This is a genomic window from Streptomyces sp. NPDC034043, assembly GCF_055575675.1.
On sequence record NZ_JBVISF010000022.1, the window covers coordinates 1 to 20,541 of the forward strand.

16 protein-coding genes are annotated in these 20,541 nt (G+C 72.6%); 10 read left to right on the forward strand and 6 right to left on the reverse strand.

Going from position 1 to position 20,541, the window contains the following annotated elements; all coding sequences use genetic code 11:
* Window positions 1-296 precede the first annotated feature (296 nt).
* Window positions 297-779 (reverse strand): DUF456 domain-containing protein, encoded by a 483-nt coding sequence (locus ACZ51S_RS31990; RefSeq protein ID WP_468478659.1) that lies wholly within the window; start codon window positions 777-779, stop codon window positions 297-299.
* A 24-nt stretch (window positions 780-803) separates the two neighbouring features.
* Window positions 804-1,769 carry a helix-turn-helix domain-containing protein gene (locus tag ACZ51S_RS31995; RefSeq protein ID WP_468962785.1) on the reverse strand — a complete coding sequence of 322 codons (966 nt, stop codon included), beginning with the start codon at window positions 1,767-1,769 and terminating at the stop codon, window positions 804-806.
* 269 nt (window positions 1,770-2,038) lie between these two features.
* On the opposite strand from ACZ51S_RS31995, the gene ACZ51S_RS32000 reads away from it, so the two are divergent.
* From ACZ51S_RS32000 to ACZ51S_RS32010, 3 genes are all read left to right on the forward strand, one after another.
* Entirely contained in the window at window positions 2,039-3,370 is a 1,332-nt protein-coding gene (locus ACZ51S_RS32000; RefSeq protein WP_468478660.1) for a protein phosphatase 2C domain-containing protein, read from the forward strand.
* Window positions 3,371-3,435: 65 nt separating this feature from the next.
* Window positions 3,436-5,178, forward strand: coding sequence for a pyruvate dehydrogenase (locus tag ACZ51S_RS32005; protein ID WP_468478661.1), 1,743 nt, complete (start codon window positions 3,436-3,438; stop codon window positions 5,176-5,178).
* A gap of 183 nt (window positions 5,179-5,361) precedes the next feature.
* A complete protein-coding gene (locus tag ACZ51S_RS32010) occupies window positions 5,362-5,751 on the forward strand; it encodes an ATP-binding protein (protein WP_468478662.1) in 390 nt (129 codons plus the stop codon).
* Between the two features lie 54 nt (window positions 5,752-5,805).
* Here the strand turns inward: ACZ51S_RS32010 and ACZ51S_RS32015 are convergent, their stop codons facing one another.
* Entirely contained in the window at window positions 5,806-6,864 is a 1,059-nt protein-coding gene (locus ACZ51S_RS32015) for a DUF2637 domain-containing protein (RefSeq protein ID WP_468478663.1), read from the reverse strand.
* A 192-nt stretch (window positions 6,865-7,056) separates the two neighbouring features.
* The gene (locus ACZ51S_RS32020; protein WP_468804084.1) at window positions 7,057-7,926 is read right to left on the reverse strand and encodes a (2Fe-2S)-binding protein; all 870 of its coding nucleotides are present in this window, start codon (window positions 7,924-7,926) and stop codon (window positions 7,057-7,059) included.
* A 246-nt stretch (window positions 7,927-8,172) separates the two neighbouring features.
* Here ACZ51S_RS32020 and ACZ51S_RS32025 point away from each other — a divergent pair, with 246 nt between their 5' ends.
* Window positions 8,173-8,811 (forward strand): GntR family transcriptional regulator, encoded by a 639-nt coding sequence (locus tag ACZ51S_RS32025; RefSeq protein ID WP_388945457.1) that lies wholly within the window; start codon window positions 8,173-8,175, stop codon window positions 8,809-8,811.
* 444 nt (window positions 8,812-9,255) lie between these two features.
* Here the strand turns inward: ACZ51S_RS32025 and ACZ51S_RS32030 are convergent, their stop codons facing one another.
* Entirely contained in the window at window positions 9,256-10,011 is a 756-nt protein-coding gene (locus tag ACZ51S_RS32030) for a hypothetical protein (protein ID WP_468804095.1), read from the reverse strand.
* Between the two features lie 190 nt (window positions 10,012-10,201).
* Window positions 10,202-11,878: a PucR family transcriptional regulator gene (locus ACZ51S_RS32035; RefSeq protein ID WP_388945378.1), complete on the reverse strand. Its 1,677-nt coding sequence runs from the start codon at window positions 11,876-11,878 to the stop codon at window positions 10,202-10,204.
* Between the two features lie 253 nt (window positions 11,879-12,131).
* Between ACZ51S_RS32035 and ACZ51S_RS32040 the strand changes: the two genes are divergently transcribed.
* The 6 genes from ACZ51S_RS32040 (at window position 12,132) to ACZ51S_RS32065 (ending at window position 20,441) form a co-directional block, all read left to right on the forward strand.
* Window positions 12,132-13,025: an FAD binding domain-containing protein gene (locus ACZ51S_RS32040; protein WP_467891937.1), complete on the forward strand. Its 894-nt coding sequence runs from the start codon at window positions 12,132-12,134 to the stop codon at window positions 13,023-13,025.
* A gap of 2 nt (window positions 13,026-13,027) precedes the next feature.
* Window positions 13,028-13,627: a (2Fe-2S)-binding protein gene (locus ACZ51S_RS32045; protein ID WP_388945384.1), complete on the forward strand. Its 600-nt coding sequence runs from the start codon at window positions 13,028-13,030 to the stop codon at window positions 13,625-13,627.
* A 2-nt stretch (window positions 13,628-13,629) separates the two neighbouring features.
* Entirely contained in the window at window positions 13,630-16,032 is a 2,403-nt protein-coding gene (locus tag ACZ51S_RS32050) for a xanthine dehydrogenase family protein molybdopterin-binding subunit (protein ID WP_467891933.1), read from the forward strand.
* A gap of 327 nt (window positions 16,033-16,359) precedes the next feature.
* Window positions 16,360-17,820, forward strand: a complete 1,461-nt coding sequence (locus tag ACZ51S_RS32055; protein WP_468804081.1) for an NCS2 family permease — start codon at window positions 16,360-16,362, stop codon at window positions 17,818-17,820.
* Window positions 17,821-17,906: 86 nt separating this feature from the next.
* Window positions 17,907-19,058, forward strand: a complete 1,152-nt coding sequence (locus ACZ51S_RS32060) for an XdhC family protein (RefSeq protein WP_468478666.1) — start codon at window positions 17,907-17,909, stop codon at window positions 19,056-19,058.
* Window positions 19,059-19,172: 114 nt separating this feature from the next.
* Window positions 19,173-20,441: a YncE family protein gene (locus ACZ51S_RS32065; RefSeq protein WP_468478667.1), complete on the forward strand. Its 1,269-nt coding sequence runs from the start codon at window positions 19,173-19,175 to the stop codon at window positions 20,439-20,441.
* Window positions 20,442-20,541: the final 100 nt, after the last annotated feature.

A 20,541-nucleotide genomic window follows, 5' to 3' on the forward strand; every position in this document is an offset into this window, starting at 1 on the left:
CATCTCGTTTTAGCCCCGGACGACACCCCACCCCGTCCCCGCCCCCTCGCGTAGCCGTTTGGCCGTCCCGCCGCTTTGGCCTCGCAGGCGTGCTGGTGGCAACTCCAGCCTCGTCAGCCTCGCCGGCGTTTGAGGCGCGGGGGTCTGGGGGCTGGCCCCCGGGAAACGGTCCGCACATGGACGGGCTGCGCAGGCACCCAGCCTCGCCGGCGTTTGAGGCGCGGGGCCGGGGCGGAGCTCCGGGGAACGGGCGAAGGGTGGGTTAGGGGACTTCGGCCCGCGCAGTGGTGGCCCGGCTACACGGCCAGTACCGTTCCCAGCCACGCCGCCGTAACCAGGAGGCACGCGAAAAGCTCCACCAGCACGCTCGTCCCCACCGCCCGCATCACCGCCCGGACCGACGCCCACGCCTCGCCGTGCGTGCCCAGCCGGCGGCGTTCGGAGAGGTAGATGCCGCCCATGAAGCCCGGGACCGCACCGAGCACCGGCAGTAGGACGAAGCCGGCCACCGCGCCCGCGCCCGCGTACGCCGCCATGCGGCGGGTGACCCCGGCACCCCGCAGCCGTCGCGGCGGCAGCTGCCACTTCACCACCTGCACGACCAGGAGCAGGGCCGTCGAGGCGACCAGGACCGCCCATGCGGCGGCGGACCGCTCGTGCAGGGACCACCACAGCAGCCCCGCCCAGACCAGCCACGTCCCCGGCACTCCCGGGACCAGAACCCCCAGCACCCCGAGCAGCAGCACCAGCCCCACCAGGAGCAGCTGAGGCAGATCCATGGGCTCAGCGTGACCGACCCCCGGCTATCGGGCCACCCAGCCCCGTTCGTACGCGTGCCAGCCGAGCTGGAGCCGGGTCGTCACGCCCGTCAGCTCCATCAGCCCCTTCACGCGCCGCTGGACCGTCCTCAGGCCCAGGTCCAGGTGTTTGGCCACGCTCGCGTCCGTCATCCCGGCCAGCAGCAGGGAGAGGATCTCCAGGTCGGTGGTGTCGGGGCCGCCGTCGCTCTCCTCGGGGTGGCCCGTGACGCCCAGCCTCAGGGGGAGGGACTCCCGCCACACCGCCTCGAAGAGGCCGCGCAGCGATTCGAGCAGGCCCGACGCGTGCACCACCAGGGCCGTCGGCTCCGCCCCGCGGGCCGTCAGCGGGACCATGGCGAGGGCGCCGTCCGCGATCACCAGCTTCGTGGGGACCGCGCCCGTCACCCGGATCCGTTCGCCGCGGGCCAGCGCGCTGGAGGCCTCCCGCATCCCGGTGGGCAGAGTGAGCACCTCGCGCTCGATGACCACCCGGTACTCGACGCCCCGTACGGCGGCTTCGTGGTCCAGCCCGGTCACCGCCCCGTGCCGGCCGCTGACCAGCGCGCAGACCTCTTCCGTCGCGCCCAGCCGGAGCTGGTGGAAGCGGTGGGCCACGGCGCTCGCGCCCGTCACCACCTCCACCAGGTCGTGCACGGAGGGTTCGGCCGCTTCCGCCCTGTACTGGCGCGCGAGCAGTGCCGCGGCCGTCTCGGCCTGCTCCAGTTCCTGCCGCTGCTGCGTCAGCAGGGCTCCGAGGGCGACGTCCGGCGGCGCCGCCACCCAGCGGCCCGGGCGTGCCGAGGACCGGGCCGCGAGGCCGTGGCGTTCCAGGTGCCGCAGTGCCCGCTCGGTCTGCGGCACGGGCAGCGTCAACCGGTGTGCCAGGTCGGGCACCTCCGCCGCCCCCAGTGCCACCAGCGCGCGGTACGCCGACTCCTGGCCCTCGTCCAGGCCTATCGCTCCCAGCAACCCGTCCACCCCACTCCCCAGAAGCCGTTCCCGGCGGGGAGCGGCCACGGCGCGAACCCGCCGCTGCCATCTTCGCCGCATCCCCGGCTCCGCCGTCACGGCGGCTCCCCCGCGGCTCCCTTTGCGGGGTGGATGAGGTGGTTTCGCCCGGTGAGGGCGATGCGTCCGGTGGCGGGGTGGGACGGGAGGGGTTCACCGGGTGGTGGCCCAGGGGGTCCTTTTCGTGCATTCGGGGTTTTCCGCCGCCCGGTCGGGCCGAGAATGGGGGCATGAGTCAGCAGGGCGCCGAGGACTGGTGGCAGAAGCTGTACGAGGACCCCGAGGCGGGTCCCGCCCCCGACCCGGGGGACACCCTGGACCAGCGCTTCCGCTCGGCGTCGGTCCTGGTGGCCGGCCCGGAGCCGGCCGAGCCCCCGCTGCCGGGTCCCCGGCGGGAGCCGCCCGATGTGTCCGTCGGCGCCGGGCAGGCGCAGCCGCCGCCGGCGGCCGAGGCGGCGCCCGCCCCGTCGCCGGCGGTTGCGGCCCCCCAGGGGCTGCCGTCCGTACCGCCGCCGGCCGCGCCGCCGCCCGGCTACCGCATCGCCGAGCCGCCCCCGGCCCCGCCCCTGCCCCCGCAGCGCACGGCGCCTTTTGCGGCCGATCGGCGGGTGGCGGGCGAGACCGGGTACGCGCGGGGGGACGTGGCCGTGCCGCCGGCGCCCGGCCCGGGCTGCGCCCCGCCACCCGAACGGGGGCCCGAGTCCGAGCGGCCCGCGGTGCGCCACCTCGGGGACCGCGCCCCCACCTACGCCGCCGAGCCGGGGGCACTGCCCGCGGCCGACCCCGCCGCGCTCGACTTCCTGACCCCGGACACCGTCCTGGAGGGCGCCCGCTACGGCACGTACACCCTGCGGGCCGCCTCGCTGCGCGGGGACTCCGCCCGCTACCGGGGCGAGGCCCGACGGGACTTCCTGCTCACCGCACGCTTCGGCAGCGGCGACGAAGCGCTCGTGCTGGTGGTCCTGGCGGGCGGGGACCGGGCCGCGCCCGGCGCCCGCGAGGCCGCCGCCGAGCTGGGCCATCTCGTCGCGGCGGCCGTCGGGCGCAGCCGGGAGCGGCTGGCCGAGGACATCCGGGCGGGCCGGCGCGAGGCCCTGCTGTCGGGGCTCCAGCGCCTCACCGACCGGGGTTACGGGCGGCTGCGGGCCCGCGCCGCCGAACTCGGGCTCGCGGAGGAGGCGTACACCGCCGGGCTGCGTGGGCTCCTGCTGCCCCTGGACCCGCACTGCCCCCACCGGGTCTCCTTCGGTGCCGGTGCGGGCGGGGCCTTCCGGCTGCGCGCCGGCCGCTGGCAGGACCTGGAGGCCGCCGATCCGGCCACCGGGGCGCCGGGCGGCGCCTTCCGGTTCCGGGCGTCCGTGGCCCGCCCGGGTGACACCCTGCTGCTCTGCTCCGGCGGCCTAGCGGAGCCGATGCGGGAGGAGAGCCTGCTCCCGGCCGAGCTCGCCGCCCGCTGGTCGCAGGGGGAGCCGCCGGGCCTGGCGGCCTTCCTCGCGGACGCCCAGCTCCGCCTCAAGGGCTACGCCGACGACCGGACGGCCGTCGCGCTCTGGGAGGCGTAGCCGGGCGGGACGTGCGTGGATGGAAGGCGCACACGGCTCGCGAGGAACCGGAAAGGGCGCCTTCCATGGCCAAGCAGAACGTGGCGGAGCAGTTCGTGGACATCCTCGTGCGCGCGGGCGTGCGCCGGATGTACGGAGTCGTCGGCGACAGCCTGAACCCCGTCGTCGACGCGATCCGCCGGACGGGTGGCATCGAGTGGATCCAGGTCCGCCACGAGGAGACGGCCGCGTTCGCGGCGGGCGCCGAGGCCCAGATCACCGGCCGGCTCGCCGCCTGCGCGGGCTCCTGCGGGCCCGGCAACCTCCACCTGATCAACGGCCTGTACGACGCCCACCGCTCCATGGCCCCCGTCCTCGCGCTCGCCTCGCACATCCCCTCCGGTGAGATCGGGCTCGGCTACTTCCAGGAGACCCACCCCGACCAGCTGTTCCGCGAGTGCAGCCACTACAGCGAGCTGATCTCCAACCCGGCGCAGATGCCCCGGCTGCTCCAGACCGCCGTCCAGCACGCCATCGGCCGCGGCGGTGTCAGCGTCGTCGCGCTGCCCGGGGACATCGCCGCGCAGCCGGCTCCGGAGAAGGCGGTGGAACACGCCCTGGTGACGGCCCGGCCGACCGTACGGCCCGGCGACGAGGAGATCGAGAAGCTGGTGCGGCTGGTCGACGAGGCCGGCAGGGTGACGCTCTTCTGCGGCAGCGGTACCGCGGGCGCGCACGCCGAGGTCATGGAGTTCGCCGGCCGGGTCAAGGCCCCCGTCGGCCACGCCCTGCGCGGCAAGGAATGGATCCAGTACGACAATCCGTACGACGTCGGTATGAGCGGTCTGCTGGGCTACGGCGCCGCCTACGAGGCCACGCACGAGTGCGACCTGCTGGTCCTGCTCGGCACCGACTTCCCGTACAACGCCTTCCTGCCCGACGACGTGAAGATCGTCCAGGTGGACATCCGGCCCGAACGCCTGGGACGCCGCTCCCAGTTGGACCTCGCCGTCTGGGGGGACGTGCGGGAGACCCTGCGCGCGCTGAACACGAGGGTGCGGCCCAAGGAGGACCGCCGCTTCCTGGACCGGATGCTGAAGAAGCACGCGGACGCGCTGGAGGGGGTGGTGAAGGCGTACACGCGCAAGGTGGAGAAGCACACGCCGATCCACCCCGAGTACGTGGCCTCCGTACTCGACGAACTGGCGGACGAAGACGCGGTGTTCACCGTGGACACGGGCATGTGCAACGTCTGGGCGGCGCGCTATCTTTCCCCGAACGGCAAGCGGCGCATCATCGGCTCCTTCAGCCACGGCTCCATGGCCAACGCCCTCCCGCAGGCCATCGGCGCACAGTTCACGGACCGCCGCCGTCAAGTGGTGTCGATGTCGGGTGACGGTGGTTTCTCGATGCTGATGGGAGATTTCCTCACCCTGGTGCAGTACGACCTGCCCGTCAAAGTGGTTCTCTTCAACAACTCATCGCTCGGCATGGTCGAGTTGGAAATGATGGTTTCCGGCCTTCCCTCGTACGGAACGACGAACCACAATCCGGACTTCGCCGCGATCGCCCGCGCGGCGGGCGCCTACGCGGTGAGGGTGGAGAAGCCCAAGCAGCTCACGGGCGCTTTGAAGGACGCGTTCCGGCACAAGGGGCCCGCGCTGGTGGACGTGGTGACCGACCCCGACGCCCTGTCGATCCCGCCGAAGATCAGCGCAGGGATGGTGACCGGATTCGCACTGTCCGCAAGCAAGATCGTGCTGGACGGCGGGGTCGGCCGGATGGTCCACATGGCTCGTTCCAACCTCCGCAACGTGCCCAGGCCTTGAGCCCGAAGGAGTGCGGACCGTCGCCAGGGGCATGCATTCCGTAGACCTGTTCGAGACCACGGGCAGCGCTATACGGGGAGGTATGTCGCCGTGCGGGTGGGGGCGAAGACCGGGAAGACGTGGAGGACCGAAGGGCCCTTGGCGCGGGAGCCGTCGACGGGCGCCGGGCAGGACCGCGCCGAGATGACGCGCAGCGTGCGCCGGGCCGACCTGAAGGCCGTGGGCGAGGTGCGCCGGGCTCTGCGGGAGCTGCTGCGGCACCGCTGCCGCGGCGAGACGGCCGACGTGGCCGAACTGCTGATCACCGAGGTCGTCACCAACGCCCTCGTGCACACCGAACAGGGCGCCGAGGTGTCCGTGAGCCTCAGGGGCGGCCGCCTCCGGGTCGAGGTCCGCGACCACGCCGCACTCCTGCCCCGGCCGTACGTACCGTCCGCCGACGACGGTACGCACGGCCGCGGACTGGTCCTGATGCAGGCACTGGCCGACGACTGGGGCGTGGACCCGCTCGGGCCGGGGCGCGGCAAGGTGGTCTGGTTCGATCTGGGGGTGACGGGCACGGGCCGGGCCTGAGCGTGCGGAAGCGGGGCACCCCGGGGGCACCCCGCCTCCGTGCACGCGGTCCGGTCAGCCGAACTGCTGCTCCAGGTCCTTCAGTTTGCGCTCCAGGGAGTCGAGCCGGGGGATCGTCTGGGTGTCGTCCTCGGCGGTGAGGTCCACCGTCCGGGGGCCGGGCGGATCAAGGGGTTCGGTTCCGTTCACGGCCTGCAGTGAGGGCCTTCGGCGCAGGGGCAGCTGTCCCGCTTCCGATATGGCGGGCTCCGCGCCGACCGGCGCGGAGCCCGACCCGGGAGCGAGCCCCGGCAGGTCGACCTGACGTCCCCGGGTCCGCCCGAAGGCCCTGTTCTGCCGGCCCAGCGCCTTGATGTGGGCGCGGTCCAGGCGGTGCTGTTCCCGCCTGCGGTGCCGGTCCTGTTCGCGCTCCTTCTTGTCCTCGCGCACCTCGTCCACCGCCTCGTCGAGGGTGCGTACCCCCTCCAGCAGCATGAGCGACCAGGCGCCGAAGGTTTCCCGGGGCGCCCGCAGCCAGCGGACCATGCGGATCTGCGGCAGCGGGCGGGGGATCAGGCCCTGCTCGCGCAGCGCCGCGCGGCGGGTCTGCTTGAGGGCCCGGTCGAAGAGCACCGCCGCCGAGAGCGACATCCCGGCGAAGAACTGCGGGGCACCGTCGTGGCCCGAACCCCTAGGTGCGTGCACCCAGTTGAACCAGGCCGCCGCCCCGGCGAACAGCCAGACCAGCATTCGGGAGCCGAGGGCGGCGTCGCCGTGGCTGGCCTCGCGGACGGCGAGCACCGAGCAGAACATGGCGGCGCCGTCGAGACCGAAGGGGACCAGGTACTCCCAGCCTCCGGTGAGGTTCAGGTTCTGCCGGCCGAAGCCGACCAGCCCGTGGAAGGAGAGCGCGGCGGCCACCGCCGCGCAGCAGAAGAGCAGGACGTAGGAGGCGGTCCCGTAGACGGCCTCCTTGCGGCGGCGGCGTTCCTCGCTGCGTTCCCAGCTGTCCTCGGCCGCCGCCTTCTCGCCCTCACGCTTGCCCCGGGCCAGCACCGCCACTGCCGCAAGCACGCCCAGGATCAACAGGCTGCCGGGCAGCAGCCAGTCCAGCGATATGTCGGTCAGTCTCATGCGGATGTCCCTTGCCTCGCGTATGCGGCTTTCCGGGCGCCATAGTGGCGCAGCCGGTCAGTGGTGCACGTGGGTTTCGGGGCAAGTGGACGCCATCGGGGGGCGGGTCCCGTCGGATAGGGTGTTGTGGGTCGAACTGGCGCTCGTGCGGGATGGGTTGAGTTCGAATCCACTTCATCCGTACGAGTGGGTTCAGCCGGTGGCCGCCGTGAGCCGGGTGACGCGGTCCGCGTCGCAGGTGCGCGGGCAGGTCGTGCAGGTGTCCTCCGGGCGGATCGTGTAGAAGAAGCAGCAGCTCGCCCGGTCCCGGGTGGTGATCTCCGCCCCCTCGGCACCGGCGAGGGCCCGGAAGCCGGCGCCGGCCGTGTACGGGGCGAGCGCGCCCGGCAGCAGCAGTTCCAGCTCGCGCACGGCCCGCCGCTCCTCGCCGAGCAGGCTCCCGACGTACCAGAGCCCCTCGACCACCTCGTCGGCGGCCATCGCCCACAGCGCGCGGCGGCCGCGGCGCATCCGCGGGCCGAAACCTTCCAGCAGCGGTCCGAGGTGCTGGGCCACCGCTGCCCGCACCTCCTCGCGCAGGGCCTCCTCGCCGGGCACGACCCGTGCCCCGGGGAGGGAGGCCGCCGGGTCGTCCGGCAGGCAGGCGAACTCCTCCACCCGTACGGACATCCGCCCCTGGGTCCGGTGGAAGGCCACCCGGTCCACGGGCAGCCGGGGCACCCGGCGCTCCAGGAACCACGGAACGGTGATCAGCAGGCAGGCCGGCCAGGCGTACCGGTGGAGGCCGAACCCGGCCACCACGTCGGGCCGGCCCCGGCGCCCGTAGTCCCGCAGGACCTGGGCCTCGTCCCAGGCGAGGTGGGCGTCCAGGGCCTCGCCGCCCGCCGCGAGCTCGTGCGCGCCGACCCAGCCCGCACCGCGAGGGAGGGGTTCGTGTGCGCCGCGCTCCTCGGCCCGCAGGCCCGGATGGACGACCGCCAGGCGCTCGTACGCACGCGCCACCGGAGAGCCGGCCGGGGTGGATGCGGACGGGAGCGGGGCGGGAACAGCCGAGCCGGGCATGGCGGACCACCGAATCGCACGTCGTAAGAGAGAAGGTAAGCCTTACCTTATCGGATCTTCGGTGGTGTGGGGAGGCCGGGACCGCCCGGTTCCTCCCCGCAGCTCGCGTCCGCGACGCCCGCGGGCCCGTCACCTATCCTCGGAACCGGTCGAGACCCGGAGGAGGACCGAGTGCACGAAGCGGCCCACGCCCTGGTGTCGGAAGAGCCGGAAGGACCGGCGGCGCAGGCGCCGCCCGGCAAGCCCCTGATCCCGCCGCAGAAGGTGCTGCGCCATTCGGTGCGCGGACAGGTCCTCGAAGCGCTGCGCGCCGCCCTCGTGGACGGGGAGCTGGCGCCGGGGGAGATCTACTCGGGCCCCGCGCTCGGCGAGCGGTTCGGGGTCTCCGCGACCCCCGTCCGCGAGGCGATGCAGCAGCTGGCGCTGGAGGGGGCGGTGGAATGCCTGCCCAACCGGGGCTTCCGGGTGCTGAGCCGCACGCCGCGCACCCAGGCGGAACTGTCCGAGGTCCGGGCCCTGATCGAAGTGCCCGTGATGCTCCGGCTGGCCCGCTCGGTACCCGCCGCGACCTGGGAGTCCCTGCGTCCGGCCGCCCTCGCCACCGCCGAGGCGGCCGCCGAGGGGGACCTGCCCAGGTACGCGGACGCCGACCGGGCCTTCCACCGGGCCGTGCTCTCCCTGTCGGGCAACGGCCAGCTGGCGCAGATCGCGGAGGAACTGCACCGGCGCGCCCAGTGGCCCCTGCCCGGCGCCCCACGCGTGCGCCGTGCCGACCTGGTGGCTGACGCGGCCGAGCACTCGGCCCTGCTGGAGGCCCTGATCGCGCAGGACCTGCTGGTGGTGGAGTCGCTCGTACGCGAGCACTTCGCGGGCTCGCCGGCCTGAGACCGCCGAACGCCGGCCCGCCTCCCGACGTCGGCCTTGGACCCCCGACGTCGGCCTTGGACCCCCGACGTGGGCATGGGGCCGCCGACGCAGGGCTGAGACTCGACGCGGGCATGGGGCCGCCGACGTCGGCCTTGGACCCCCCGACGCGGGCATGAGACCGCCGGCGCAGGCCTGGGACTCGACGCCGGCTGGAGCGGCCGCGCCCGGCTGGGATGCCGACGCCCGCCCGAGAGCCGCGACGCCCGGGGGATGCCCGACGGCCGCCTGAGGGCGCGCGCCCGCCTGGGATGCCCGACGCCCGCCTGACGGCGCGACGCCCGGCTGGGATGCCCGGACACCCGCCTGAGGGCGCGACGCTCGCTCGGGATGCCGGCGGCCGCCTGAGGCGCGCGACGCCGCCGGGACGCCGGCCCACGCTCGCGCGGCGCCCCCTGCGCCGCCCTATGCCGCCGGGGCCAGCTGGTCCGCCAGCCATGTGGGGATGCCGCCCAGCAGGTGGAACAGGCGCCGGGCCTCCGCGCGCAGCCGGGCGGCCTCGGGCTCCGGTTCCACCTCGGCCAGCGCCGCCAGTGCCGGGGCCGTGCCGACCAGGAACCCCAGGTCCTCCCGGATCCGCAGGGACTCCGAGAAGCCCTTGCGGGCCTCGGCGACCTCGCCGTCCCTCAGCGCCAGCGCGGCGAGGTGGCGCCACGTGAAGGACAGCAGCAGCGTGTCCCCGTGGGCCAACGCGCCCGTGTGCGCGCGGTGGTACGCCGGCCGGGCCGCCTGCGGGGCGTCCGCCAGGTGCTCGGCGACCAGCCCCCGCCGGAAGTCCAGCAGCGGGCGCGTCCGCGACCCGGGGGACAGCAGGGCGGCCGCGCGGCCCAGCGCCGAGCGGGCCTCGTCCGCCCGGTCCCGTACGCCGAGCACGGTCGCCGCGTACGCCAGCTGGCCCCGCTCGCAGGCCGCCGCGCCCCGTTCGTCGTCGTCGTGGGCCACGGCCTCGGCCACCCGCAGCGCGTCCTCCGCGTCGGACCAGCCCTGGCCGGTGAACAGGCACCGCTCCACCAGGAGCGCGGTGCGCTGCGCCGCCGCCCCCGCCTCGTCCGCGTGCGGCGTCAGCAGGGCCGCCGCGTCCGTCCAACAGCCGCGCGAGCGCAGCCGCCATATCGCCCGCTGGAGGGGGTCATCGCCCCCCGTAGATCCCGCACCGGACATGGCGGTATCCGCCACAGTGCCCTCCCCGAAGCAACCAAGCAGCACGTCGTTGAGCCCTGGGGCGAAATGAGAGCACGGATCGGCTGCATCGGCCAAGGGGTCGGGTGAACTCTTTCACAAAGTCCGGACGGCTCGTCAGCCGCCCCGGCCCGGCCCCTCCCGGGACCACCCCCCGCGATCAGGGAATTGGTCAGCTCATGCGCAGCGCGAGGAAGAAATCGAGCTTGTCCTCCAGGCGCGAAAGGTCCCGCCCCGTCAGCTGCTCGATTCGCCCGACCCGGTAGCGCAGCGTGTTGACGTGCAGGTGCAGCCGCGTCGCGCAGCGCGTCCATGAGCCGTCGCAGTCCAGGAACGCCTCCAGGGTCGGGATGAGCTCCGCCCGGTGCCTGCGGTCGTAGTCGCGCAGCGGGTCCAGCAGGCGGGCCGTGAAGGCGCGGCGGACGTCGTCCGGCACGAACGGCAGTAGCAGGACGTGCGAGGCCAGCTCGTGGTGGCCGGCCGCGCAGACCCGGCCGGGCCGGGCCGCAGCGACCCGGCGGGCGTGCCGGGCCTCCTCCAGCGCCCCGCGCAGCCCCTCGGCGGAGTGCACGGCCGCGCTGACGCCGAGGGTGAGCCGGCCGTCGTCGGCCAGGCCGGCCGCCAGGGGCGCGCGTACGGCCGCCAGGAGCACGTCGGCGTGCAGGGCGGAGTCCGGGCCCTTGTCCTCGCCGGCGTCGCCGGAGAGCGCGGGCAGCGGTACGAGGGCGATGGCCTCGTCACCCGCATGGGCCACCGCGATCCGGTCGGACGGTTCGGGTCCGGCCATCGACGGGTCGACCAGGATCTCCTCCAGCAGCGACTGGGCCACCGGGCCGCCGGGGATGTCCCCGCCCTCCCAGTCCACCCGCGCCACCACGACCTGCCAGTGCGGGGCGCCGCCCAGGCCGGGCAGCAGGACGGGCGCGGCCACCCGCAGGCGGGCGGCGATCTCGGCGGGCGGAGCGCCCGTCTGGACCAGCTCCAGCACCTCCTGCGCCAGGCGGCGGCGCACCGTGCGGGCCGCGTCGCGGCGGTCCCGCTCCACCGCGATGAGCTGGGTGACGCCCTGGAGCAGGTCCAGGCGCTCGGCAGGCCAGTCGCCCGCGTCCGCCTCGACGGCCAGCAGCCAGTCGGACAGCACGCTCTCGCGCACGTCACGCGCGGCGGCGGCCGGGCCCCGGCCGTGTCCCCTGATCGGGAAGAGGGAGTACGTAATACCCTGGATGGACATCCGGTGCGGACCCCTGCGGCCGGTCCGGACCGCCGCGAGGTGCTCGCCGGCCAGCGCCGCGCAGATGCCCGGAGCGAGCGGCTCGCCGGCCCCGGCGATCTGCCGTCCGGTGGGCGAGAGCACCCAGGCCCGCAGATCGAGGTCCGTGGTGAGCAGATCCAGCACCACATCGGGTCCGCCGCCCGCGGGGCCCGAGGTCATCAGACGCCGGTGGCGGTCCACGACCGCCGCCAGGTCGCCCGCGCGTTCCCCGGAGACCTGCCGCACCACGTATTCCGTGATGGTGGCGAACGCGACGTCCTCGTTCACCGCGAAGAGCGGGAGCCGGTTGCGCCGACAGGCTGAAACCAGATCGTCGGGGATGTCTCCCAGTTCCGCTTCGCCGGCCGCGAGGCCCGCCACTCCCGCGCTCGCGAGGATTCGTACGAATGGCTCGGAGTCGGCTGAATTTCTTCGCCATGCCAGCCCCGTGAGGACAAGTTCTCCCCCCGACAGGTATCGGCTGGGATCCCTCAGGTCGGTCGTCATGACCCCGCGGACCGTCCGGTCGAGTTCTTCCTCGCCGCCCAGCAGCCGCAGCCCCAGCGCCTCGGTTTCCAGCAGTGCGCGCAGCCGCATGATGTCGCCGCCGATCTGTCTCGAATGTTGCCGTTGGAAATCGGGCAGGTCGTCGCATCCTGCCTTTCATACGAATCTACAAGACGAAGGAGGCCGCCAGCCAACTCCTTCATGGTTTCGGTGACTGCACCCGAGGGACGCCGGGCTTGTGTACTGGCTCCACACCGCGTTAACAGCACGTGAACGACCAGTCGAGGGCCCTTCGGCCTCCTGGCTTGAAGTGAACGACCCGATTAAGAAGAAGAGAGCCGACATGGACTTCCTTCGCCCCGCCAGCTGGGAGGAGGCACTCGCCGCGAAGGCCGAGTACCCCACAGCTGTGCCGATTGCGGGTGGCACCGACATCATGGTCGAGATCAACTTCGATCACCGCCGTCCGGAATACCTCCTGGACCTCAACCGCATCGAGCTGCTGCGGGAGTGGGAGGTCGGCGAGGAGGTCACCAAGCTCGGCGCCTCCGTCCCGTACACCCAGATCATGGAGAACCTGCGCGGTACGCTGCCGGGTCTCGCGCTCGCCTCGCACACGGTCGCGTCCCCGCAGATCCGCAACCGCGGCGGTGTCGGCGGCAACCTCGGTTGCGCCTCGCCCGCCGGTGACTCCCACCCCGCCCTGCTCGCCGCCGACTGCCACGTCGAGGTCGAGTCGGTGCGCGGCTCCCGCCTCATCCCGATCGACGAGTTCTACACCGGTGTGAAGCGCAACGCGCTCGCCGCCGACGAACTCATCAAGACGGTCCACATCAAGAACGCCACGGGCCCGCAGCAGTACTCGAAGGTCGGCACCCGCAACGCGATGGTCATCGCCGTCTGCGGTTTCGGCCTCGCGCTGCACACCGACACCCGCACCGTACGTACGGGCATCGCCTCCGCCGCCCCCACCCCGATCCGGGCCAAGGCCGCGGAGGAGTTCCTGAACGCCGCGCTCGAAGAGGGCGGCTTCTGGGACAACGGCAAGGTCATCACCCCGTCGATCGCCAAGCAGTTCGGTGAGCTCGCCTCCGGCGCGTGCAACCCGATCGACGACGTCCGCGGCACGGCGAAGTACCGCCGTCACGCGGTTGGCATCCTTGCTCGCCGTCAGCTCGTCTGGACGTGGGAGCAGTACCGCGGCGACAACGGCCGCTCGCTTGAAGGGGCTGCGTAACCATGCGCGTCAATTTCACTGTCAACGGTCGTCCGCAGGAAGCCGACGACGTGTGGGAGGGCGAATCCCTCCTCTACGTGCTGCGCGAGCGTCTGGGCCTTCCCGGCTCGAAGAACGCGTGCGAGCAGGGCGAGTGCGGTTCCTGCACCGTCCGTCTCGACGGAGTGCCGGTCTGTTCCTGCCTGGTCGCGGCCGGCCAGGTCGAGGGCCGCGACGTCGTGACCGTCGAGGGCCTGGCGGACTTCGCCAAGCAGCGCGACGCGCACGGCCACGCCTGCGGCACCGGCGCGTGCGGCGGCTCCCAGGGCGTCTCCACGGACGAGGCCAAGCAGTGGTCCGCCAAGGGCACCGACTCCCAGACCGGTGAGGGCGCCGAGCTCTCCAACATCCAGCAGGCGTTCATCGACGCCGGCGCCGTCCAGTGCGGTTTCTGCACCCCGGGTCTGCTGGTCCAGGCCGACGCCCTCCTGGAGAGCAACGCCGACCCGTCCGACCAGGACATCCGTGAGGCCCTGTCCGGCAACCTCTGCCGCTGCACGGGCTACGAGAAGATCCTCGACGCGGTCCGCCTCGCGGCCGCCCGTCAGGGAGAGGCTGTCTGATCATGGCCAACACCCGCACCACTCCCTCCGGTACGCCGACGAACGTCACCCAGAAGCACAACAAGGGCGGCATCGGCGAGTCCACGCTGCGCCCCGACGGCACGCTCAAGGTCACCGGCGAGTTCGCGTACTCCTCGGACATGTGGCACGAGGACATGCTGTGGGGCCAGACCCTGCGCAGCACCGTCGCCCACGCCGAGATCGCGTCCATCGACATCTCCGAGGCGCTCGCCACCCCCGGCGTGTACTCCGTGCTCACGTACGCGGACCTGCCGGCCGAGATGAAGAACTACGGCCTCGAGATCCAGGACACCCCGGTCCTCGCCAACGGCCGGGTACGTCACCACGGTGAGCCGGTCGCCCTCGTGGCCGCCGACCACCCGGAGACCGCCCGCCGCGCCGCGGCCAAGATCAAGATCGACTACCGTGAGCTGCCGCTCGTCACCGACGAGGCCTCCGCCCTCGCCGCCGACGCGCCGCTGATCCACGAGGGCCGCGACGACCACCACGCCGGTCACGTCCCGCACCCGAACATCGTGCACCGCCAGCCGATCATCCGCGGCAACGTGGAGGAGGCCCGCAAGCGCGCCGACGTCATCGTCGAGGGCGAGTACACCTTCGGCATGCAGGACCAGGCCTTCCTCGGCCCCGAGTCCGGTCTGGCCGTGCCGTCCGAGGACGGCGGCGTCGACCTGTACGTCGCCACCCAGTGGCTGCACTCGGACCTCAAGCAGATCGCCCCCGTCCTCGGCCTGCCCGAGGAGAAGGTGCGCATGACGCTCTCCGGCGTCGGCGGTGCCTTCGGCGGCCGCGAGGACATCTCGATGCAGATCCACGCCTGCCTGCTGGCCCTCGCGACCAACAAGCCGGTCAAGATGGTCTACAACCGCTTCGAGTCCTTCTTCGGCCACGTGCACCGCCACCCGGCGAAGCTGTACTACGAGCACGGCGCCACCAAGGACGGCAAGATCACGCACATGAAGTGCAAGATCGTCCTCGACGGCGGTGCCTACGCGTCGGCCTCCCCGGCCGTCGTCGGCAACGCGTCCTCCCTCTCGGTGGGCCCGTACGTCATCGACGACGTGGACATCGAGGCGATCGCGCTCTACACGAACAACCCGCCCTGCGGCGCGATGCGCGGCTTCGGCGCTGTCCAGGCCTGCTTCGCGTACGAGGCCCAGATGGACAAGCTCGCGGCGAAGCTGGGCATGGACCCGGTCGAGTTCCGCCAGCTCAACGCCATGGAGCAGGGCACGATCATGCCCACCGGCCAGGTCGTGGACTCCCCGGCCCCGGTCGCCGAACTGCTGCGCCGGGTCAAGGCCCGCCCGCTGCCGCCGGAGCGCCAGTGGGAGAGCGCCGGCGAGGGCGCGGACGTCCGCGCGCTGCCGGGCGGTCTGTCCAACACCACGCACGGCGAGGGCGTCGTCCGTGGCGTCGGCTACGCGGTCGGCATCAAGAACGTCGGCTTCTCCGAGGGCTTCGACGACTACTCGACCGCCCGGGTGCGCCTGGAGGTCATCAACGGCGAGCCCGTCGCGATGGTCCACACGGCCATGGCGGAGGTCGGCCAGGGCGGTGTCACCGTCCACGCGCAGATCGCCCGTACGGAGCTGGGCGTCACGCAGGTGACCATCCACCCGGCCGACACGCAGGTCGGCTCCGCCGGTTCCACGTCCGCCTCCCGGCAGACGTACATGACCGGTGGCGCCGTGAAGAACACCTGTGAGGCCGTCCGCGAGGCCGTGCTCGAGATCGGCCGCCGCAAGAACGGCTCCTACCACCCGGCGTGGGCGACCGCCGAGCTGCTCCTGGAGGGCGGCAAGGTCGTCACCGACGGCGGCGAGGTGCTCGCGGACCTGGCGGACGTCCTGGAGGGCGAGGACCCGATCGACCTCGAGCTCGAGTTCCGCCACCGCCCGACCGTCCCGTTCGACCTGGTCACCGGCCAGGGCGACGGCCACGTCCAGTACACCTTCGCCGCGCACCGCGCGGTCGTCGAGGTGGACACCGAGCTCGGCCTCGTCAAGGTCGTCGAGCTGGCGACCGCCCAGGACGTCGGCAAGGCGCTGAACATGCTGTCCGTGGTCGGCCAGATCCAGGGTGGTACCACCCAGGGTCTCGGCGTGGCGGTCATGGAAGAGATCATCGTGGACCCGAAGACCGCGAAGGTGCGCAACCCCTCCTTCACGGACTACCTGATCCCGACCATCCTGGACACCCCGACCATCCCGGTCGACGTCCTGGAGCTGGCCGACCCGAACGCGCCGTACGGCCTTCGCGGTCTCGGCGAGGCCCCGACCCTCTCGTCCACCCCGGCCGTCCTCGCGGCGATCCGGCAGGCGACGGGTCTGGAGCTCAACAAGACGCCGATCCGTCCGGAAGCCCTCACCGGCACCCTCTAGGACGGCGTGGTCCGGGGGCCCAAGGCCCCCGGACCGTCACACCCCGGATTTCCGGGCGGCGCGGTTCGGGAACGTCACACTTCACGCCGCGCCGCCCGGAGCACCACGCACCAGTACCGCACCGCTCGCGGTCAGCGTCACCCGCAGAACCCCTGCGAAACCCCCACGTAGTACCAGCGGTCACCCCGCACTACCCGCAGTACACGCAGTGCACATTTCGCGTCGCCTCGGGCCGTCACCCCGGGTCGTGCAGCCAACGCAGTTTCCCAAATCCCGCGTCTCCAATCTTTATGCGGGTGCCCCTTTGAACCTTGGGAGTTAGGCACCATGACCCAGTCGTCTGTGGAGCCCAAGACCACCGCGGAAGAGGCCGGCGACGGCTCTCTGAACCCCGCGGGGCGTTCTTGGCTCGACCGTTACTTTCACATCACCCATAGAGGGTCGAGCGTCGGCAATGAAATTCGTGGCGGTATCACGACTTTCATGGCCATGGCGTACATCCTCCTGCTCAACCCGCTGATCCTCTCCGGCAAGGACGCCGCCGGCGACACGATGAGCCAGAAGGCGCTGATCACGGCCACCGCCTTCGCCGCGGCGCTGACCACCCTGCTCATGGGCTTCGTCGGCAAGGTCCCGCTGGCGCTGGCCGCCGGCCTGTCCGTCTCCGGCGTCCTGGCCTCGCAGGTGGCCCCGCAGATGACGTGGCCGCAGGCCATGGGCATGTGCGTGATGTACGGCGTCGTGATCTGTCTCCTGGTCGTCACCGGCCTCCGCGAGATGATCATGAACGCCATCCCCCTCGCGCTCAAGCACGCGATCACCATGGGCATCGGCATGTTCGTCGCCCTGATCGGCCTCGTGAAGGCGGGCTTCGTGCACGCCTCGCAGGTCGGCGGTCCCGTCACCCTCGGTCCTGCCGGCGAGCTCGCCGGCTGGCCCGTCCTGCTCTTCTGCCTCACCCTGCTGGCCATCTTCATGCTCCAGGCCCGCCGGGTCCCCGGTGCGATCCTGATCGGCATCATCGGCGGCACCGTCCTGGCGGTCGTCCTCAACGCCGTGGCGGACATCGACGCCAAGGCCTGGCGCAGCGGCCCGCCGGCGCTCAACGGCTCCGCGCTCTCCATGCCCGACTTCTCGCTCTTCGGCGACGTCGAGTTCGGCGGCTGGGGCGACGTCGGCGTCATGACGATCGGCATGATCGTCTTCACCCTGGTGCTCGCCGGCTTCTTCGACGCGATGGCCACCATCATCGGCGTCGGCACCGAGGCCAAGCTCGCCGACGACAAGGGCCGCATGCCGGGCCTGTCCAAGGCGCTCTTCATCGACGGCGCCGGTGGCGCCATCGGTGGCGTCACGGGCGGCTCCGGCCAGACCGTGTTCGTCGAGTCCGCGACCGGCGTCGGCGAGGGTGCCCGCACGGGTTTCGCCTCCGTCATCACCGGTCTCTTCTTCGCCGCCTGCCTCTTCTTCACCCCGATCACGCAGATCGTCCCCGGTGAGGTCGCGTCCGCCGCCCTGGTGGTCATCGGCGCGATGATGATGCAGAACGCCCGCCACGTGGACTGGTCCGACAGCGCGACCGCGATCCCGGTCTTCCTGACCGTCGTGATCATGCCGTTCACCTACCAGATCACCGCCGGCGTCGCCGCCGGCGTCATCTCCTACACCGCCATCAAGGTCGCTCAGGGCAAGGCCCGTGAGATCGGCGGCTTCATGTGGGCGCTGACCGGTGTCTTCCTGGTCTTCTACGCGCTCCACCCGATCGAGGGCTGGCTCGGGGTCAGCTGACCCGGGGCGGCTCCGGCCGCCCCCCAGCGGCCCGCACCCTCCACGCCCGATACTGGAATCCGACACCCTCTCCGAGGAGGCCGCACATGCTGGACATCGCCGAAGAACTGAACCGGTGGGTCGAGCAGGGACGGGACTTCGCCGTCGCCACCGTGGTGGCGGTCGGCGGGAGCGCCCCCCGGCAGCCCGGGGCGGCGCTCGCCGTCGACAGCGAGGGCACGGCCATCGGATCGGTTTCCGGCGGATGCGTGGAGGGTGCGGTGTACGAGCTGTGCCGGCAGGCGATCGAGGACGGCGAGACCGTCACGGAGCGCTTCGGCTACAGCGACGACGATGCCTTCGCCGTGGGCCTGACCTGCGGCGGAGTCATCGACATCCTGGTGACCCCGGTCCCGGTCGGATCCCCCCTGCGGGGGGTGCTGGCCGGCGGGCTGCGCGCCGCGGCCCGGGGCGAGACGTCCGCGCTGGCCCGGATCGCCGAGGGCCCGGCCGAGCTGACGGGCCGCGCCCTGGTGGTCGGCCCCGACGGCTCCTTCGAGGGCGGCTTCGGCGGCCACCCGGAGCTGGACCGCACCATCGCCGAAGAGGCCCGCGCCATGCTGGACGCCGGCCGGACCGGCGTGCTGGAGATCGGCGCCGACGGCCGGCTCTGCGGAGAGCCGCTCAAGGTCCTCGTCGAGTCCAGCGTCCCGCCCCCGCGGATGATCGTCTTCGGTGCCATCGACTTCGCCTCCGCCCTGGTGCGGATCGGCAAGTTCCTCGGCTACCACGTGACGCTGTGCGACGCCCGGCCCGTCTTCGCCACGAAGAAGCGTTTCCCCGAGGCCGACGAGATCGTGGTCGACTGGCCGCACCGCTACCTGGAGAGCGCCCAGGTGGACGGCCGGACCGTGCTCTGCGTCCTCACCCACGACGCCAAGTTCGACGTACCGCTCCTCGAACTGGCCCTCCGGCTCCCCGTCGCCTACGTCGGCGCCATGGGCTCCCGCCGCACCCACGAGGACCGCAACAAGCGGCTCCGCGAGGTCGGCGTGACGGAGCTCGAACTGGCCCGGCTGCGCTCCCCGATCGGCCTGGACCTCGGCGCCCGCACCCCGGAGGAGACCGCGCTGTCCATCGCCGCCGAGATCGTCGCGAACCGCCGCGGCGGCAGCGGCGCGGCCCTCGCCGGCGCGCACATCCCGATCCACCACGACAGCTCGGACGCGGTGGCCGGCAGGATCGGCTCGGTCGCCTGAAGGGGCGGCCCTCCCGCGTAACAGAAGGCGCGGCCCCGCGGGGGTTGCGCCTTCGTGCCGTCCCGCCTATTTTACCGGCCGGTAACAGCTGTTCCTCGTATCGGAGTTGAGCGGATGTCCCGGACCGGCCGTACCCCTGCACGCACCCTGCGCCTGATCGGCGCCGCCCTGGCGATGGCAGGCCTCGCGGCCGTCCCCGCCCCCGCCTCCCAGGCCGCGACGCCCCCGGCCGCGGGCCTGCGCGAGGTGCTCTTCGTCGGCAACAACTGGGAGGGCACCGCCGACGTCCTCGCCTCCACCGGCGACCTCGCCCGCGTGGGCCGGATCAACGTCGTCCCCGACAAGGAGGAACGGCTCCGCGAGATCTACCTCAACCCCGTAAGGCTCGGCTTCTTCCTCGGGATCCGCGCCACGGCCGGGGAGGGCCACGACCAGTTCGTGGACGACATGTACACCACCCCCGACGGCTCCGCCGTCGTGGTCTCCCGTCCCAGCTTCGCCGACGTCGTCTCCATCGACGTGCGCTCCGGACGGATCAACTGGCGCTTCCCCGTGGCCGGGTACCGCTCCGACCACATGGCCGTCTCGCCCGACGGGACCCGCGTCGCCGTCTCCGCCTCCACCGCGAACACCGTCCACGTCCTGGACGTCGCCACCGGCCGCGAGGCCGGATCCTTCACCACCGGCGACAAGCCCCACGAGAACGTCTTCACCGAGGGCGGCCGCTACCTCTGGAACAGCGCCATCGGCGACGTCACCTCCGCCCTCGACGCACCCTGGCTGGACTGGACCAAGGGCGACCGGAAGATCACCGTCGTCGACACCCGGACCTTCCGCACCGTCCGCGTCATCGACATGCGCGAACGCCTCGACGCCTTCGGCCGCAAGGACCTCTCCGACGCCGTACGGCCGGTCTCCCTAAGCCCCGACGAGTCCAAGCTCTACTTCCAGGTCTCCTTCTTCAACGGATTCCTCGAGTACGACGTGGCCTCCGACCGGATCACCCGCGTCAAGACCCTCCCGGAGAACCCCGCCACCACCACCGACCGCACCAAGTGGGTCAACGACTCCCGCCACCACGGCATGTCCATGAGCCCCGACGGCAGCAGGCTCTGCGTCGCGGGCACCATGGACGACTACGCCACCGTCGTCGACCGCGCCACCCTCGCCGAGGGGCCGCTCGTCCCCGCCGCCAAGCCCTACTGGGCCACCGTCGACGGCGACGGCACCGCCTGCGTGATCTCCGAGAGCGGCGCCGACCAGGTCACCGCCATCGACTTCGCCACCGGGGCCAAGCGGGTCTCCGTCCCCGTCGGCGACCACCCCCAGCGGATCCGAATCGGCCACGTCCCCGCGGGCTGGACCGGCCCCGAGAGCCGCTGACGGCAAGCCCCCGGACCGGCCGGACCCGGCACCGGGACCGGCCGGACGGGCAGATCCGGCCATTATGGTGCGAGCAGTCCGCGATGACCGATTAGTCTCC